Below are 15,273 nucleotides of genomic sequence, written 5' to 3'. Positions count from 1 at the left end.
GTCCGTGACCGACACCGTGATGTCCGCCCCCCCAAGGACCGCGCCCGGGACCGCACCCGCGCGGCCCGTGCGCCTGGCGCTGGTCGGCAATCCCAATTCGGGCAAGACCGCCCTGTTCAACGCCCTGACCGGCAGCCGGCAGAAGGTCGCCAACTACGCCGGCGTCACCGTCGAGCGGAAGGAAGGCGTGCTGACCATGGCCAGCGGCCGGGGCGCGCACATCCTCGACCTGCCGGGCACCTATTCCCTGCGGGCCCGCAGCCCCGACGAGATGGTGACCCGCGACGCGGTGCTGGGCCGGCTGGCCGGCGAGGCCGCGCCCGACGTGGTGATCTGCGTGGCCGACGCCACCAACCTGCGGCTGGTGCTGCGCCTGGTGCTGGAGCTCAAGCAGGTCGGCCGGCCGTTCGTCCTGGCCCTCAACATGTACGACATCGCCCAGCGCCAGGGGCTGCGCATCGACCTGGAGCGGCTGTCGGCCGAGATCGACGCGCCGATCGTCACCACCGTCGCCACCCGCAAGCGCGGGTTGGAGGAACTGGTCGCCAAGGCCGACGCCCTGTCGCTCAGCCATGCCGGTGAGCATGAGAACGTCTGGCGTGAGCCGACCGCCAACGAGATCCGCGCCGCCCACCGCGAGGCCCAGCGCATCGTCAAGGAATGCGTCCGCCCGCCCGAGCGGCCCGACACCGTGACCGGCAAGGTCGACGCGGTGCTGCTCCACCCGGTCGGCGGCCTGCTGATCCTGGTGGCCCTGATGTTCGTCATGTTCCAGGCGGTGTTCACCTGGGCGGCCCCGATCATGGACCTCATCGACGGCGGGTTCGCCGCCCTGGGCAGCCTGGTGGCCACTCACCTGCCGCACGGGCTGCTGGGCAGCTTCATCGCCGACGGCCTGATCGCCGGGGTCGGCAGCGTGCTGGTGTTCCTGCCGCAGATCCTGATCCTGTTCTTCTTCATCCTGCTGCTGGAAGACAGCGGCTACATGACCCGCGCGGCCTTCCTGCTGGACAAGTTGATGGGAGTGGCGGGCCTGCACGGCCGGGCGTTCATCCCGCTGCTGTCCAGCTTCGCCTGCGCCATCCCCGGGATCATGTCGACCCGGGTGATCGACAACAAGCAGGACCGCCTGACCACCATCCTGATCGCGCCGCTGATGACCTGCTCGGCGCGCATCCCGGTCTATACGCTGATCATCGGGGCCTTCGTGCCGCGCACCACGGTCTGGGGCGGGCTGTCGCTGCAAGGGCTGGTGATGTTCGGCCTGTTCGCCGCCGGCATCGTCAGCGCGCTGGTGGTGTCGACCGTCATCCGGCGCATCTTCTGGCGAGGCACGGTCGAGCCGTTCATGATGGAGCTGCCGACCTATCGCTGGCCCGAGCCGCGCAACGTGCTGATGAACCTGTGGACCCGCTGCCGCATCTTCCTCAACCGGGCCGGCCGGATCATCCTGCCGCTGATGGTGCTGGTCTGGGTGCTGTCGACCTTCCCCTATCCGCCGCAGGGCGCGACGGGGCCGGCCATCGACTACAGTTTCGCCGGCCGGCTGGGACACCTGATCGCGCCCGTCATGCAACCCATCGGCTTCAACTGGCAGATGACGGTGGCCCTGATCCCGGGCTTCGCGGCGCGCGAGGTGGCGGTGGCCGCCCTGGGCACCGTCTATGCCGTGGGCGACACCGACGTCTCGACCGCCACCCTCGGCTCGGTGCTGTCGCACCAGTGGTCGCTGGCCAGCGCCCTATCGTTCCTGGCCTGGTACGTCTTCGCCCCGCAATGCGCGGCGACCTTGGGCGTGGTCAAGCGCGAGACCAACAGCTGGACCTGGCCGACGGTGATGTTCCTCTACATGGCCGGCCTGGCCTATCTGGCCTCGTTCATCACCTACCACGTCGCCGTGTCGATGGGGGCGGGGTAGGGGTGAGTTCTCGCCGCGCTTCATAACAAACGAGGTTGAACCGTTTCATTGAGCCTAATGATGCCAAGCAACAACCATTGGCTGGGCCTCTTCTTGACGGTGCCAAGCGCTAGTGCCACTCCAGCCTGGAAATAGTCTTTCTCGTATATAGCTTTAAGCCTCTCAAGAGCCGACTTGGCCCCGTACAATTTTTGCCAGTTGAAGAATGTCGCGGCAGTTTCCCAATCCCCACAAGCCATGTCGTGGGGCCCATCGGCATCGTCGAATGCCATGCGCAACTCGTAAGGGCATGGCTCGATCTTCGCCAGCTCGCGATCGAAAAGGCTGCCCTGCCGAAGTGCTTTCTGCCGTTTTTCGGCCTCGTCCGAGAGTTCGCGGGTGCTCTTCGGTCGCCAGAAGAACCGCAGAGAATGGGGGCGTATTAGTGTGAGGCTTTCGTTGCGTTTCGCGGCTTCACCTATCGAGGAGCGAAATAGCGGATCGAAAAAGCCCTCGCGCTCCCGTTCCGACATTTTACGTACACGTCTGAGGCTCTGTTCATCGACGCGCCGGCTTTCAATTCGGTTGTCGTCACGAGGTCTTGCTGGCCGATATTCGACGACGTCCCAACGGGAAAACTGAGCGCTACCAACAAGATGTCGGAATCGAACAGGAAATAGACGACGCCATTCTCCGGCAGGTGTAACCCCAGCACAGCAAACTGTCTCGCCGTACTTCTGGCTAGGCTGCGGCCAAGCCTTCACCAACACGATAGTCTGCTCGACGTCGTTCAATGCGCGTGCCCCCAGAAAGCCCGAGGTGCACAATCTCGCAATCATGGGAAGATGCAACAGTACGCGCCACAACCGTACGGTGGCATTCTGTGGCATTTGCCTCGTAACACACCAAGGCGACAGTCTGTCGTGTCACTAGATCCTTTAGAATGGCCAAATCCGCCAGCGCTTCGCTGGTACGCATGTGGGCGCCAAATATACGTTGAAAGAGCACGAAGTCGCCAGCTCGCGCGGCTTCTCGGCCGGGTTTGGGATCGCCTAATCCCTTAAGGTGCAAATAGTCGATCCCAAGACTGGCCAAACGGCTACGCAGGGCCGTTTTGGCAAACCCCTTCCGGCGGCTGATGGCCATCGCCCGAACGTCAACGACCATCTGAACGCCAGCCTGTAGGAGGGCGCGATCAAAGGCCTCTGGCGTTGCGCCTTCGTAGCCAATCGTCACGATCTGCATGGGTCACCTCACGGTGAAGAACTGCGTGAACATGGTTAAGATTTTAGCCTAATTTAGCTTCTGAGGCGACGCTGGAAGGTCTACCGCGTCGGAATCGGAACCTCGCCGCGGTAGTCGTAGAAGCCGCGGCCGGCCTTCTTGCCCAGCCAGCCGGCCTCGACATATTTCACCAGCAGCGGGCAGGGGCGGTACTTGCTGTCGGCCAGGCCCTCGTGCAGCACGTTCATGATCGACAGCACGGTGTCCAGGCCGATGAAGTCGCCCAGTTCCAGCGGGCCCATCGGATGGTTGGCGCCCAGCTTCATGGCGGTGTCGATGGCGTCGACCGTGCCGACCCCCTCGTACAGGGTGTAGATCGCCTCGTTGATCATCGGCACCAGCACGCGGTTGACGATGAAGGCGGGGAAGTCCTCGGCGTTGCTGGTGATCTTGCCCAGCGACTTGGCGAAGGCCACGGCGCGCTCGTAGGTCGGCACGTCGGTGGCGATGCCACGGATGATCTCGACCAGCTTCATCAGCGGGACCGGGTTCATGAAGTGCAGGCCGATGAACCGCTCGGGACGGTCCGTGGCCGAGGCCAGGCGGGTGATCGAGATCGACGAGGTGTTCGACGCCAGCAGGGTGTTGGGACCCAGGTGCGGCTGCAGGCCCCGGAAGATCGCCTTCTTGGTCTCTTCGTTCTCGGTGGCGGCCTCGATGGCCAGGTCGGTCGAACCGATCTGGGCCAGGTCCTCGGCGGCGGTGATGCGGGCCATGGCGGCGACCATCGCCGCCTCGTCGATGATGCCGCGATGCACCTGCCGGGCCATGTTCTTTTCGATCAGGACCAGACCGGCGTCGATGCGCTCGCGCGAAATGTCATGCAGCCGCACGTCATAGCCGCCCAGGGCGACCACATGGGCGATCCCCGACCCCATCTGGCCGGCGCCGATCACGCCGACCGTCTTGATATCCGTCATTCAGGCTAGCCTTGTTCGAGGCGGGGCAAGGCTTTGCGCGCCATACCCAATTTCATGCCCGCTTTTCTAGCACGAGCAACCCCACCGTCGCCAAGGCTTTGCTGCGACGCAGCGGAAACCGCGTGACTTCGTTGCCATGTAATCGTAAGGGTTGTGGTTATCCAGAAAGGCGAGTTATCGCTGGGCTGGGGCGGACGGGGTCGCGACCCTCTGGGCGGACGCCCCGATCCGAGGTTAGATCGGCCCATGACCGCTTCGCTCGTCTCCCGCCGCCACGCCCTCGTCCTGGTCTCCTCGGCCGCGCTGGCCTCTCCCGCCGCGGCCGTGCCGCCCGTCGAGAACTGGAGCCTGCTGGCCCAGGACGTTCGTTCCGAATTCCAGTGGGCCTGGCGGGGCTATGTCGCCAAGGCCTGGGGCAAGGACGAGATCAACCCGGTCAGCGGCACGTCGCGGTCGTTCTTCATCGAGGGCCACGACCTGGGACTGTCGCTGGTCGAGGCGCTCGACACCCTGTGGATCATGGGCCTGGACGCCGAGTTCCAGGCCGGGGTCGATTGGGTGAAGACCCATCTCGATTTCGACGTCGACGGGAACGCCCAGGTGTTCGAGACCAATATCCGCCTGGTCGGCGGCCTGCTGTCGGCTCACCTGGCCTGCGGCGACCCTGTGCTTCTGGCCAAGGCCCGCGACCTGGCCGACCGCCTGGTCAAGGCGTTCGAGGCCTCGCCCCACGGCCTGCCCTGGCGCTACGTGAACCTGCGCACCGGCGCGGTCAGCGACCCGGAGACCAACCTGGCCGAGATCGGCACCTACCTGTCGGAGTTCGGGGTGCTGAGCCAACTGACCGGCGACCGGCGCTATTTCGACATGGCCAAGCGGGCCATGCGTCACGCCCTGGACCGCCGCTCGAAGATCGGCCTGATGGCCGCCAACATCCACGCCACGACCGGCGAGTTCACCAGCCGCAACGCAAGCATCGACGTCTATGCCGACAGTTTCTACGAGTACTTGTGGGACGCCTGGGAGCTGTTCGGTGACCAGGACTGCAAGCGCTGGGCGGTCGAGTGCGTCGACGCCCAGCTGGCCCACCAGGCCAAGCGCTATGACGGGCGGCTGTGGTTTCCGATGGTCGATTTCGAAACCGGCGCGGTGACCGGCACGGCCCAGAGCGAGCTGGCCGCCTACTATGCCGGCCTGCTGGGCCAGGTCGGCCGCAAGGCCCAGGGCGACGACTACTTGGCCTCCTTTAGCGAGCTGCAGGCGACGTTCGGCGTGATCCCGGAATCCATCGACGTGACCACCCGCCAGCCGCGCCGCAAGCACACCGGCCTGCGCCCGGAATATCCCGACGCCTGCCTGAACCTGTGGCTGGAGGGCCGCGACGACCGCTATCGCCGGCTGGCCGGCGCCCACTACGTCCAGATGAAGGCCACCAGCCGCGCGGCCTTCGGCTACACGGCGCTGAAGGACATCACCACCAAGCCGATGACCCAGGGCGACAATTGCCCCGGCTACTGGTGGTCCGAGCAGATGAAGTACTACTACCTGCTGTTCTCCGACACGCCGCGCATCGACTATGGACGGTTGCAGTTGAGCACCGAGGCCAATGTGCTGCGGGGGTTCAGGAAGGGGTAGGGCCGCGCCGGCGCCGGTTCCGGCCGCCTATCGGCCTGTCGTGGACCTCTAGGCGACCCAGATCCACGCGATGTTGAGTAGGCCTCCGGCGACCAGGGCGATGGGCCAGAGCGTGCGTGGATCTTGCTTGCTAAAGAACGCGATAACCAGAATGGCGAGCGAGAACACCGCCCATCGGAGAAGTAGAGCCGGCCAGTGGGCCTTCACATAACCCTCGCAGGTCATTGCCGTCCTCCTGACGGCCCACGCCACATTGCCTGCATTTTCGTCGGAAAGGTCAAGTTCCGCTTTCGACCCTGAGCGGACGCTCCTGTACCCCTCTCTCTCTCAAAGAGAGAGGGGGTCCGTGCGCCCGGCCTTCATCAGAAGCGGGCGCTTCAGACGTCTACCTTCCACCCATAACCAACATCCCAAGAGTCCAAATACCACGGTTCCTCAGTCCGCCGCGCCGCCCCGAACACCCTTGGTTTCCTCCAGGAACCAGTCTCGCAGCCGCAGGATCCGCGCCAGCTTGGGGCTGTCGGCGCGCCAGACGAAGTGGTGGCCGGTCTCGACCGCGACCTCGCCGGGGAAGGGCCGCACCAGGCGGCCGTCGCGCAGGTCGCGCTCCGACAGGCCGCTGCGGGCCAGGGCCACGCCCATGCCCTGGGCGGCGGCGTCCAGCATCAGGGCGGTGTCGTCGAAACGCAGGCCCAGGTGCAGCGGCGTCTCCTCCACCCCCATGGCCGACAGCCACAGGCTCCATGGCAGGCCGGTGTGGCGCAGCAGCGGAACGTCGATCAGGTCGCGCGGGTGGGCGATGCCGTGCACGCGCAGGAAGGCCGGGCTGCAGACCGGGAACAGGCGTTCGGTCATCAGGGTCACCGACTCCATGCCCGGCCATGGTCCGATTCCGAAGCGCAGGGCGACGTCGGCGCCGTCGCTGGACAGGTCCGACACCCGATCCTCGGCCCGCACGGTCAGGTCCGGCTCGCCGGTGTCGGCCGCCAGCCGGGCCAGGCGGGTGACCAGCCAGCGGCTGGCGAAGGCCGCGCCGGTGCTCACCACCAGCGGCCCGCGCGCCGCCTGGCTGGCCTCCTCGACGGCCAGCCGCAGGGTGGACAGGGCGATCGTCACCTGTCCCGCCAGCCGCGCGCCGGTGGCGGTGGGGACCATGCTGTTGCCCTGGCGCAGGAACAGCTTGGCGCCCAGTTCGTCCTCCAGCTTGCGGATCTGCTGGCTGACCGCGCCGTGGGTGACGTGCAGTTCGCGGGCCGCGCGGCTGTAGCTGCGATGGCGGGCGGCGGCCTCGAGGGCGGTCAGGGTCAGGAACGGCGGCAGGCGCATAGGATGTTAGCTCCGCTGACAAGTTCGCGTAGATACCATCGTTCGTAAAGCCTGTCGTGCGGAGGCATCTTGTGGGTGCGGGCCGACCTGGCCCACCCCTTCATGCTCACAGGTGATGTGATGAAACTTCTGCTCATAGCCGGTATCGCCGTGCTCTCCCTGCTGATGGCCTCGGCCGACAACCCCGGTTCGCCGGTCAAGGACGAGGCCTTCGCCTGGGCGGCGGGGATCCCGCTCGACAGTCCGAAGTGAGGATATGCGAACCCGCCCCCAAAGGTTGTCATCCCGGAAGCGCGTAGCGCTGTCCGGGACCCAGGGGCCAACGCACTGCGGTTGCCCTGGGTCCCGGCCCTCCGCTTCGCTACGGCCGGGATGACAACGAAATTTGGGACTTGGTCTTCGTTGGCGTTCAGGTGGAAGGTTCGCGATGTTGCAGCCAAAGAAAAAAGGCCCGGGATCGCTCCCGGGCCTTTCCTGTATCGCCCCCAAAAAATGGGGAAAGTCGCGAAAGCCTTACTTCCCGGCCGCCGTCAGGGCGTCCATCAGTTCGGGCACGGCGGACTTGTAGTCGGCCACCAGGCCGTAGTCGGCGATCTGGAAGATCGGAGCGTCGCTGTCCTTGTTGATGGCGACGATGATCTTGCTGTCCTTCATGCCGGCCAGGTGCTGGATGGCGCCCGAGATGCCGATGGCGATGTACAGCGCCGGGGCGACCACCTTGCCGGTCTGGCCGACCTGGTAGTCGTTGGGGGCATAACCGGCGTCCACGGCGGCGCGCGAGGCGCCGACGGCGGCGCCCAGCTTGTCGGCCAGGGGCTCGATCACCTTCTGGAACTCCTCGGCCGAGCCCATGGCGCGACCGCCGGAGACGACGATCTTGGCCGCGGCCAGTTCCGGACGGTCCGACTTGACCATTTCCTCGGAGACGAAGCGGGTCTTGCCCGCGTCGGCGCCGGAGACCGTTTCTACGGGAGCGGAGCCGCCTTCTTCCGCCGCCGCGAAGGCGGTGGGGCGCACGGTGATCACCTTCTTGGCGTCGCTGGTCTGGACGGTTTCCAGGGCGTTGCCGGCGTAGATCGGCCGCGTGAAGGTGTCGGCCGAAACGACCTCGACGATTTCCGAGATCGGGGCGACGTCCAGCTTGGCGGCGACCCGGGGGGCGAAGTTCTTGCCGCCCGAGGTGGCCGGGATCAGGATGGCGTCGTAATTGCCGGCCAGGGCCAGCACGGCGTCGGCTTCCGCCTCGGCCACGCCGTGACCCAGGGCGTCGCTCTCGGCCAGCAGCACCTTGCGGACGCCGGTGATCTTGGCGGCGGCGTCGGCCACCGCCTTGGCGCCCTTGCCCAGGACCAGGACGTCCACGTCGGACGACAGCTTCAGGGCGGCGGTGACGGTCTTGTGGGTGCCATCGCGCAGGTGCGCGTTGTCGTTATCGGCGACGACGAGAACGGCCATTACAGCACCCCCGCGGTTTTGAGCTTGGAAACGAGGTCGGCGGCGGTCTCGAGCTTGATGCCCGCCGAGCGCTTGGCCGGTTCGACGACCTTGAGGACCTTGAGGCGCGGGGCGACGTCGACGCCGTAGTCGGCGACGGTCTTCTGCGCGATCTCTTTCTTCTTGGCCTTCATGATGTTGGGCAACGAAGCGTAGCGCGGCTCGTTGAGGCGCAGGTCGGCGGTGACCACGGCCGGCAGGTCGACGTCCAGCGTCTGCAGGCCGCCGTCGACTTCGCGGGTGACCTTGGCGGTCGAACCGGAAACCTCGATGGCCGAGGCGTAGGTCGCCTGCGGCCAGCCCAGCAGGGCCGACAGCATCTGGCCGACGGCGTTGTTGTCGCCGTCGATCGCCTGCTTGCCCATCAGCACGAGGTTGGGTTGTTCCTCGGCGACCACGGCGGCCAGGAGCTTGGCCACGGCCAGCGGTTCCGGGTCGATGTCGGTGACGATCAGCACGCCGCGGTCGCCGCCCATGGCCAGGGCCGTGCGGATGGTTTCCTGCGCCTGCTGCGGGCCGATGCTGACGATGACCACCTCGGTGGCGACGCCCTTTTCCTTGAGACGCACGGCTTCTTCGACCGCGATCTCGCAGAAGGGATTCATCGACATTTTGACGTTGGCCAAGTCGACGCCGGTCTGATCGGGCTTCACCCGGACCTTCACATTGTAATCGATAACCCGTTTAACCGGGACCAGAACCTTCATCGGTCTACGCCGCCTCCTGGCTAGTTTTTCCTGCCTGCGCGGAGGCCATTACCGTGTCCACGCAGGTTTGCAAGTTTCCCCTGACGTAAACGTAATGCGTTATCGGCTGGGGCGTTCAAACGATCGTAGGACACTTCCCGGTCCGCGTCTGCTGCGCCGCACACTTAAGAGCGCTTCGCAACGCGTGGTGGGGGCGGGCCGGGACGTGAAATCGGCGGACCCGGGCAAGCGTGGCCATTGTGTCGCGTCACGGCTTTTGCGACGCTGCAGCCGAGGGCTGAAATGATTTTCCGCCCTGACCCGAGGTGTCGCGCCGGCGATCGGTGTTCGCGAACGGGGTTTAGCCTTGGAGAAGATCGTGCGGAAATGGCTTGTTGCTTTCGTGGCCTTGGGCGCTCTGGCCGGAGGTTCGGCCCAGGCCTCCAACACGGCCCCCGTCATTGTCATGTCGATCACGCCGACCAACTACGGCATGGTCTATTTCACCCACGCCGGCACGAGGACGCAAATCCCAAGCTGCGGCGCCGCGAGCAACTCCCGTTACGCCTTCAGCGTCGCCACTCCGGGTGGCCAGGCGATGCTCTCGACCCTGTTGACGGCCTTCGCGACGCACAAGCCCGTGACAATCGTCGGCACAAGCGCCTGCGATCAGGCCGCCCCGGACACCGAAAGCGCCGCCTATTTCGTGATCAGCGACTGAGCACCGGCCCAGCCGGTGGACTTCCCGCCGCGGGCCGCGCACGGCGGCGGCGCAGAACTCTCTGGCCAGCTCGGCGGCGGGCGATTATGAGGCGCGCATGAAGAGCAACATCAAGCGCCTGCAGCTGGTCTTCCTGGGTCTGTTCCTGGCCGGGTCCGCCAGTGTTTTCACCTACCACTACCTGTGGGTCTGGCCGAAGGCGCGCTGCGAGGCCCGGGGCCCCGACCACGCCTGGGCCGGCAAGTGGATGAAGTGCGCGACGATCATGCCGCTCGAAGTGCTGACGATGAAGCGCTCGACCACCCTGCCGCCGATCAACACCGATCCCCGGAAGATGGAAGCCCGCGCGGCGAAGTAGGAAGAAACCCTCTTCCGCCGGGAGAGGGTTATCTGGTCGCCCCCGGCTTCCACAGCACGTCCGCCGCGCCATCGTCATTGGCCCGGCGCGCCGCCACGAACAGCAGGTCCGACAGGCGGTTGAGGTATTTCAGCGCCGCGTCGCCGACGATCTCGCCCTCGACGCTCATCAGTTCCACCACCTTGCGCTCGGCCCGGCGGCACACCGTGCGGGCCACGTGCAGGGCGGCGGAGGCGGGCGAGCCGGCCGGCAGTACGAACGAGGTCAGGGGCGAGAGCCTGGCGTTCATCAGGTCGATCTCGCGCTCCAGCCGCTCGACCTGGCTGTCGACCACCCGCAGCGGCTCCCAGTCCGGCTTGCCGTTCTGCTCGGGGGTGGCGAGGTCCGCGCCCAGGTCGAACAGGTCGTTCTGGATGCGCTCGAGCAGGGCGTCGAGTTCGGCGTCGGCGCCCGTGTGCTGGCGAGCCACGCCGATGAAGGCGTTGGTCTCGTCGACTCCGCCATAGGCCTCGACCCGCAAGGACGCCTTGCTGACCGGCTGGCCGGTCGACAGCCGCGTCAGGCCCTGGTCGCCGGTGCGGGTGTAGATGCGATTGAGCGTGACCATGGGCGGGTCCCCTTTCGACGGTCCGGTGGGCCAATATGTCCTAGGGCAAGTTGTCCTATCGCTATGGGTGCGCGGCTCTGGTCAACTCGTCCCATAGAGCAGTGAGCTCCTAGAGTAGCGTAAGCGTTGGTGGCTTAAGCGCGGTGGACGACCTGGCCGGGAGCGGGTCGTCCACCCAGTCCGCCGTCTTCACGTGACCAGTCTTCACGCGAAGACGCTCTCAGTGGCCGCGCCACCAGAAGGCGGCGACCAGAACCAGCACCGCGACGAACTGCAGCACGATGCGCAGGCGCATCAGCTTGTTGGAATAGGAACGTCCGAAATCCCCACCCTTGAACAGGGAGAAGATGCCGACGCCGAGGGTGATCAACACCGCGCCCAGCGCGACGGGGATCAGAAAGTCGAACAGTTTGTCCATGGCGGCAAACTAGGCCCTCGCCCCAGGCTTGGCCAGAGCACGGTCCTCCGGATCAAGCCTTGATTGAGCGTCCCGTCGCGAAATCGCGTTCGACGAGTCTGTTCGTTGAGTGCATTTGTCGCAGTGACCGAGCGCTACCGGTACCATACAGCGTCTCAAGCGCCGCCGTTCGACGATTTTAGTTCAGTTTACGGGTTGCAACCCCTTGCGGCTGGGGTTAAACGCGCCACCTTCAAATTCCAGTACGCGTTCGTTGAACATGATCAACTCCTCACCGCAGGTCATGTCGGCGCCCCATCCCAGCGGGGAGGCAGGAGAGACTTAGAATGGCTCAGAGCGCTCGCGCCGTAGCCGACTTCTCCGCGTCCGAGCGCGAAGAAGCCATGGTGGAAGTCCGCCAATTGATCACCGACCTGCGCGACGCCGCGCAGGATGGCCGCGCCCTGGCGCGCCGTTACGCCGACGTCCTTCAGAACGTCGTCGACGAATACTGCAACGAATTCGAAAAGCGCGCCGAGGCTGCGCTTGCTCGCCTGGAGGCCGCCGCATGAGCTTTGTATCCTTGAACATCGAGTCCCCGACCGACGCCCCCGTCAAGCTGACGCGCCGGGCCCTGGCCAAGCAGCGCACCCGTGAGCGCGTGCTGTCGGCGGCGCGTCGCCTGTTCACCGAACGTGGCTACGAAGGCGCGACCATCCGCGACATCGCCCAGGCCGCCGGCATGTCGACGGGCGCGGTGTTCGCCAGCTTCTCCGACAAGAGCGAACTGTTCGACGAGATCCTGACCGCCGACTACGAAGTCATCTACGCCCAGATGAAGCAGGCCGGCGTCAACGGCGCCAGCGTCGAAGAAGGCGTCATCGGCATGTTCGCCGTCGCCTACGGCTTCCACGTCGAGCAGTTGCCGTTGCTGCAGGCCAGCATCGCCGTGTCGTGGACCCGCTCGGAAACCGCCGAGCGCCGCAACCGCGGCCACCTGAAGCACATCTTCACCCTGCTGAACGGCGTGCTGCTGCGCGGCGTCGAGCGCGGCGAACTGAAGACCAGCGCCGACACGAAGCTGCTCGCCGAGATCATCTGGGACGTGTATGTCGCCAACTATCGCCGGGCGATCTTCGACGCCTGGACGGTTGAAGCACTGCTGTCGCGGCTTTCGGATCAACTGAAGGTCATTCTGGCGGGCGCGCGCGCCTAAGAGGCACGACCGGGGGCGGGCGCTCTTAGTCGGAGCGTCCGCCTTCGGAATAAATATAACGACGCAGGCTATCCGGGGGGACAGTGCGTGGGCATACGGGACGACCAGAAACTGGCGACGCGTGAGAAGGTCCTCGAGGCCGCGCGCGACCTGTTCAACGAGACGGGTTACGAGGAGACCACCATCCGGGCGATCGCCGAACGGGCGGGCGTCTCGGTCGGCAGCGTCTTCACCACCTTCGCCTCCAAGGCCGAGGTGCTCAGCCACGTGATGGATAGGCGGCTCGGCGATCTCTATGCCGAGTTCGACCGCGTGGTACCCTACCTGCGGGGCTCGACGGCCGATCGCCTGTGCTCGATCTTCGCCATCCACTACGAGTTCGAGACCCGGCGGGTGAAGCTGTTCCTGGCCCACATCGCCGCCTCCTACAGCCCTTCCAACGACCCCGGCGTCACGCCCTACGGCCGCAACGAACGGCTGACCCTGATGCTGCGCGAGGTGCTGGAGGACGGTGTCCGGCGCGGCGACGTGCGCCCCGACCTCGACCCGCAACTGGCCGTCGACGTCCTCAAGGCCAGCTACGCCTGGAACTACCGCCTGGCCGCCACCTGCGGGGCCCAGGCCGCGGCGCTGTCAGCCGCCATGGACAACCAGATCGCCTTCATCGCCGAGGGCTGGCGGCCGCGTTAGGACAGCGCCCGGATCAGCGAATCGAAAGCCTGCTTGGTCGGCCGGATCAACGCATTGACCGCCGTCGCCTTGACCGTGCAGGCCATCACCGCTGTCAGGGCGAGGATCAGCGCGGTCTCGACCGCCGAACCGGCCGTGTCGTTCTGGGCGAAGGCGCGGAACCGGCGGCGAGGATTGGGCATGGCTGTCCTGTCGTGAGACTCTGGCCATGCGTGGTGCAAGCGACGCGCCGTGAACCCTCTCCCAAAGGGAGAGGGAGGGGCCCAGGCGGAGCTTGGGAGGGTGAGGGGTTTGGACGTCTGACGGCGTGCCGGCAGGGCGCCGCGAGAAAGCGGTGAGGGCGTAACTCCTCACCCTCCCACGCTCTTCGAGCGCGGGCCCCTCCCTCTCCTTATAGGAGAGGGTTCACGGCGCGCGACGTGGGCTCAAATCTTCGCCAGCTTCAAATCCTGATAGTCATACGAAAAGTCCGCCAGCGGCGAGACGGCCTTCATCGTCGCGCCGGTCACCTGACCGTCCTTGACCGCGAACATCATGAAGGCGTCCTCCTGCGAGCGGTCGTCGAAGCGGGTGCGGAAGGTGTCGCCGTCGAAGGTCTCCAGGGCGCCCTGCAGCGCCGGCGTCTTGTCGAAGGCGATCTTCAGGCCCGCCTTCACGACGGAGACCGTGATCGTCCCGTACCAGGGGTCGCGATAGGTTCCGGCATAGGCGGCCAGCGGCAGGGTCGGCTTGACGCCACCGCCCTTGGGGGTGACGGCTTCGGCGGCGTCCTTGATGGTCGTGGCGTCGGTCTCGGCCTGGACGCGCCTGGACGAGGCGATCCAGTCGTAGTCGGCGCGGCCCTGCAGCCGGTCGGGACCGCCGTAGCGCAGGGACCGGAAGACGGCGTTCTCCTCGGCGTTGGTCATCACCATGATCCCCGACTTCCGGCCGGGCAGCAGGCCGGTATAGGAGATGAAGCCGGCCAGGCCGCCGGTGTGCGACAGCAGCCGTTCGCCGCGATGGTCCTGGACGAACCAGCCCAGGCCATAGGCCTGCATGGTCGGGCGCACCGGGTTTTCGGCCGTCGGGCCGTCGAACCAGGCGGTGATGGTGTGGGGCTTCCACATCTCGCGGGCCGAGGCCTCGCTCCACAGCTTCACCCCGTCGGGCGTCGTGCCCAGGCCCAGCTGGACCTGCATCCACCTGCCGATGTCGCGCGGCGTGGCGTTGAGGCCGCCGGCCGCCCCGGCGGCGGCGAAGCTGCCGTCGAAGGGCAGGACGGTCTGCGGTCCCATGCCGCGCACCGGCGGCCCCATGCGGGCATGCGGCTCGGCGCGAGGCCGGTTTCCGATCATCGAGGGCAAGGGGACGCTGTCGGTCATCTTCAGCGGATCGAGGATCCGCGTCTGGATGAACACCTCCCACGGCGCGCCGGTGACGGCGGCGATCACCTCGCCGGCCACCACGTAGAGCACGTTGTCATAGGCGTAGCCGGTGCGGAAACCGGTCCCGATCGGCAGGTACTTCATGCCGGCCACGATCTCGGCGCGGCTGTGGGTCGGGTTGGGCCAGATCATCAGGTCGCCGGCCCCCAGCGTCAGGCCGCTGCGGTGGCACAGCAGGTCGCGCACGGTCATCAGCCTGGTGACGACCGGGTCGCTCATCTCGAACTGGGGCAGGTACCGGGTGACCGGCGCGTCCCACTCGACCTTGCCGGCCTCGACCAGCATGGCCAGGGCGGCGGCGGTGAAGGCCTTGGTGTTGGAAGCCACGCCGAACAGGGTGGAGTCGGTGACCTTGTCGGTCCCGCCCAGGCGGCGCACGCCATAGCCCTTGGCCAGGGTGATCTGGCCGTCCTCGACCACGCAGATCCCCAGGCCCGGCTCGTCGGGGAAGGCGGCCATCACCTGCTGGGCGTAGAGGTCGATCGCCGCGGCGGCCTTGCCGGTCTCGGCCGCCCGCGCGATGCGCGGCGTCGCGGCCAGGGCGCCGGCTCCCACGGTGGCGAAGGCCGACAGCAGCGCGGCGCGGCGGGTCGTGGCGATCATGGGGGCGTCCGG

The 15,273-nt window shown here is 66.5% G+C and carries 18 protein-coding genes; 8 read left to right on the top strand and 10 right to left on the bottom strand.

Annotation, left to right across the window (positions count from 1 at the left end):
* Positions 1-19: 19 nt before the first annotated feature.
* Positions 20-1,918 carry a ferrous iron transport protein B gene (gene feoB, locus ASD79_RS09415; protein ID WP_056721645.1) on the top strand — a complete coding sequence of 633 codons (1,899 nt, stop codon included), beginning with the start codon at positions 20-22 and terminating at the stop codon, positions 1,916-1,918.
* A gap of 20 nt (positions 1,919-1,938) precedes the next feature.
* Here the strand turns inward: feoB and ASD79_RS09410 are convergent, their stop codons facing one another.
* From ASD79_RS09410 to ASD79_RS09405, 3 genes are all read right to left on the bottom strand, one after another.
* Positions 1,939-2,691 carry a hypothetical protein gene (locus ASD79_RS09410; protein WP_156400430.1) on the bottom strand — a complete coding sequence of 251 codons (753 nt, stop codon included), beginning with the start codon at positions 2,689-2,691 and terminating at the stop codon, positions 1,939-1,941.
* Complete coding sequence (locus tag ASD79_RS23180) at positions 2,639-3,142, bottom strand: DUF488 family protein (protein ID WP_082584863.1); 504 nt, start codon at positions 3,140-3,142, stop codon at positions 2,639-2,641. Before ASD79_RS23180 ends, ASD79_RS09410 begins: the two co-directional genes overlap by 53 nt.
* Before the next feature lie 80 nt (positions 3,143-3,222).
* Positions 3,223-4,101, bottom strand: a complete 879-nt coding sequence (locus tag ASD79_RS09405) for a 3-hydroxybutyryl-CoA dehydrogenase (protein WP_056720893.1) — start codon at positions 4,099-4,101, stop codon at positions 3,223-3,225.
* Between the two features lie 246 nt (positions 4,102-4,347).
* Between ASD79_RS09405 and ASD79_RS09400 the strand changes: the two genes are divergently transcribed.
* Positions 4,348-5,736: a glycoside hydrolase family 47 protein gene (locus ASD79_RS09400; protein WP_056720891.1), complete on the top strand. Its 1,389-nt coding sequence runs from the start codon at positions 4,348-4,350 to the stop codon at positions 5,734-5,736.
* A 435-nt stretch (positions 5,737-6,171) separates the two neighbouring features.
* Here the strand turns inward: ASD79_RS09400 and ASD79_RS09395 are convergent, their stop codons facing one another.
* Positions 6,172-7,062: a LysR substrate-binding domain-containing protein gene (locus ASD79_RS09395; RefSeq protein ID WP_056720890.1), complete on the bottom strand. Its 891-nt coding sequence runs from the start codon at positions 7,060-7,062 to the stop codon at positions 6,172-6,174.
* A 120-nt stretch (positions 7,063-7,182) separates the two neighbouring features.
* On the opposite strand from ASD79_RS09395, the gene ASD79_RS25295 reads away from it, so the two are divergent.
* Entirely contained in the window at positions 7,183-7,314 is a 132-nt protein-coding gene (locus tag ASD79_RS25295; RefSeq protein WP_255356968.1) for a hypothetical protein, read from the top strand.
* Between the two features lie 261 nt (positions 7,315-7,575).
* Here ASD79_RS25295 and ASD79_RS09385 read toward each other — a convergent pair whose 3' ends face one another.
* Positions 7,576-8,517 carry an electron transfer flavoprotein subunit alpha/FixB family protein gene (locus ASD79_RS09385; RefSeq protein WP_056720886.1) on the bottom strand — a complete coding sequence of 314 codons (942 nt, stop codon included), beginning with the start codon at positions 8,515-8,517 and terminating at the stop codon, positions 7,576-7,578.
* A complete protein-coding gene (locus tag ASD79_RS09380; RefSeq protein WP_056720884.1) occupies positions 8,517-9,263 on the bottom strand; it encodes an electron transfer flavoprotein subunit beta/FixA family protein in 747 nt (248 codons plus the stop codon). The genes ASD79_RS09385 and ASD79_RS09380 overlap by 1 nt, the downstream gene beginning before the upstream one ends.
* Positions 9,264-9,609: 346 nt before the next feature.
* Here ASD79_RS09380 and ASD79_RS09375 point away from each other — a divergent pair, with 346 nt between their 5' ends.
* Together ASD79_RS09375 and ASD79_RS09370 are read left to right on the top strand one after the other, a co-directional pair.
* Positions 9,610-9,963 carry a hypothetical protein gene (locus ASD79_RS09375; RefSeq protein WP_156400429.1) on the top strand — a complete coding sequence of 118 codons (354 nt, stop codon included), beginning with the start codon at positions 9,610-9,612 and terminating at the stop codon, positions 9,961-9,963.
* Positions 9,964-10,060: 97 nt separating this feature from the next.
* Positions 10,061-10,321, top strand: a complete 261-nt coding sequence (locus tag ASD79_RS09370) for a hypothetical protein (RefSeq protein ID WP_056720880.1) — start codon at positions 10,061-10,063, stop codon at positions 10,319-10,321.
* Between the two features lie 28 nt (positions 10,322-10,349).
* Here ASD79_RS09370 and ASD79_RS09365 read toward each other — a convergent pair whose 3' ends face one another.
* Positions 10,350-10,928, bottom strand: coding sequence for a cob(I)yrinic acid a,c-diamide adenosyltransferase (locus ASD79_RS09365; protein WP_056720878.1), 579 nt, complete (start codon positions 10,926-10,928; stop codon positions 10,350-10,352).
* A 220-nt stretch (positions 10,929-11,148) separates the two neighbouring features.
* Positions 11,149-11,346, bottom strand: coding sequence for a twin transmembrane helix small protein (locus tag ASD79_RS09360; RefSeq protein ID WP_056720876.1), 198 nt, complete (start codon positions 11,344-11,346; stop codon positions 11,149-11,151).
* Between the two features lie 326 nt (positions 11,347-11,672).
* Between ASD79_RS09360 and ASD79_RS09355 the strand changes: the two genes are divergently transcribed.
* The 3 genes from ASD79_RS09355 to ASD79_RS09345 all read left to right on the top strand — a co-directional run bounded on the left by ASD79_RS09355 (position 11,673) and on the right by ASD79_RS09345 (position 13,231).
* Positions 11,673-11,897, top strand: a complete 225-nt coding sequence (locus ASD79_RS09355) for a hypothetical protein (RefSeq protein WP_056720875.1) — start codon at positions 11,673-11,675, stop codon at positions 11,895-11,897.
* On the top strand, positions 11,894-12,541 hold the full coding sequence (locus ASD79_RS09350; protein WP_056720872.1) for a TetR/AcrR family transcriptional regulator: 648 nt from the start codon (positions 11,894-11,896) through the stop codon (positions 12,539-12,541). The genes ASD79_RS09355 and ASD79_RS09350 overlap by 4 nt, the downstream gene beginning before the upstream one ends.
* An 87-nt stretch (positions 12,542-12,628) precedes the next feature.
* Positions 12,629-13,231 (top strand): TetR/AcrR family transcriptional regulator, encoded by a 603-nt coding sequence (locus tag ASD79_RS09345; RefSeq protein ID WP_056720870.1) that lies wholly within the window; start codon positions 12,629-12,631, stop codon positions 13,229-13,231.
* On the opposite strand, the gene ASD79_RS09340 is transcribed toward ASD79_RS09345, so the two are convergent.
* Both ASD79_RS09340 and ASD79_RS09335 read right to left on the bottom strand, forming a co-directional pair.
* Positions 13,228-13,413: a hypothetical protein gene (locus ASD79_RS09340; RefSeq protein WP_056720868.1), complete on the bottom strand. Its 186-nt coding sequence runs from the start codon at positions 13,411-13,413 to the stop codon at positions 13,228-13,230. The two genes, ASD79_RS09345 and ASD79_RS09340, sit on opposite strands and share 4 nt — an antisense overlap.
* A gap of 243 nt (positions 13,414-13,656) precedes the next feature.
* The gene (locus tag ASD79_RS09335; protein WP_056720866.1) at positions 13,657-15,261 is read right to left on the bottom strand and encodes a serine hydrolase; all 1,605 of its coding nucleotides are present in this window, start codon (positions 15,259-15,261) and stop codon (positions 13,657-13,659) included.
* Positions 15,262-15,273 lie beyond the last annotated feature (12 nt).

The organism is Caulobacter sp. Root655, assembly GCF_001427665.1.
Taxonomy (GTDB): Bacteria; Pseudomonadota; Alphaproteobacteria; order Caulobacterales; family Caulobacteraceae; genus Caulobacter.
The sequence above is the reverse complement of the archived record's forward strand: the minus strand, read 5'-3'. Positions and strand labels throughout refer to the sequence as shown.

Excerpts from the sequence above, each read along its gene's own strand:
- ASD79_RS09360 (WP_056720876.1), bottom strand. The coding sequence starts at position 11,346 with ATGGACAAACTGTTCGACTTTCTGATCCCCGTCGCGCTGGGCGCGGTG.
- ASD79_RS09385 (WP_056720886.1), bottom strand. The coding sequence starts at position 8,517 with ATGGCCGTTCTCGTCGTCGCCGATAACGACAACGCGCACCTGCGCGAT.
- ASD79_RS09405 (WP_056720893.1), bottom strand. The coding sequence starts at position 4,101 with ATGACGGATATCAAGACGGTCGGCGTGATCGGCGCCGGCCAGATGGGG.
- ASD79_RS09365 (WP_056720878.1), bottom strand. The coding sequence starts at position 10,928 with ATGGTCACGCTCAATCGCATCTACACCCGCACCGGCGACCAGGGCCTG.
- ASD79_RS09380 (WP_056720884.1), bottom strand. The coding sequence starts at position 9,263 with ATGAAGGTTCTGGTCCCGGTTAAACGGGTTATCGATTACAATGTGAAG.
- ASD79_RS09340 (WP_056720868.1), bottom strand. The coding sequence starts at position 13,413 with ATGCCCAATCCTCGCCGCCGGTTCCGCGCCTTCGCCCAGAACGACACG.
- ASD79_RS09350 (WP_056720872.1), top strand. The coding sequence starts at position 11,894 with ATGAGCTTTGTATCCTTGAACATCGAGTCCCCGACCGACGCCCCCGTC.
- feoB (WP_056721645.1), top strand. The coding sequence starts at position 20 with ATGTCCGCCCCCCCAAGGACCGCGCCCGGGACCGCACCCGCGCGGCCC.
- ASD79_RS23180 (WP_082584863.1), bottom strand. The coding sequence starts at position 3,142 with ATGCAGATCGTGACGATTGGCTACGAAGGCGCAACGCCAGAGGCCTTT.
- ASD79_RS09355 (WP_056720875.1), top strand. The coding sequence starts at position 11,673 with ATGGCTCAGAGCGCTCGCGCCGTAGCCGACTTCTCCGCGTCCGAGCGC.
- ASD79_RS09335 (WP_056720866.1), bottom strand. The coding sequence starts at position 15,261 with ATGATCGCCACGACCCGCCGCGCCGCGCTGCTGTCGGCCTTCGCCACC.
- ASD79_RS25295 (WP_255356968.1), top strand. The coding sequence starts at position 7,183 with ATGAAACTTCTGCTCATAGCCGGTATCGCCGTGCTCTCCCTGCTGATG.
- ASD79_RS09395 (WP_056720890.1), bottom strand. The coding sequence starts at position 7,062 with ATGCGCCTGCCGCCGTTCCTGACCCTGACCGCCCTCGAGGCCGCCGCC.
- ASD79_RS09370 (WP_056720880.1), top strand. The coding sequence starts at position 10,061 with ATGAAGAGCAACATCAAGCGCCTGCAGCTGGTCTTCCTGGGTCTGTTC.
- ASD79_RS09400 (WP_056720891.1), top strand. The coding sequence starts at position 4,348 with ATGACCGCTTCGCTCGTCTCCCGCCGCCACGCCCTCGTCCTGGTCTCC.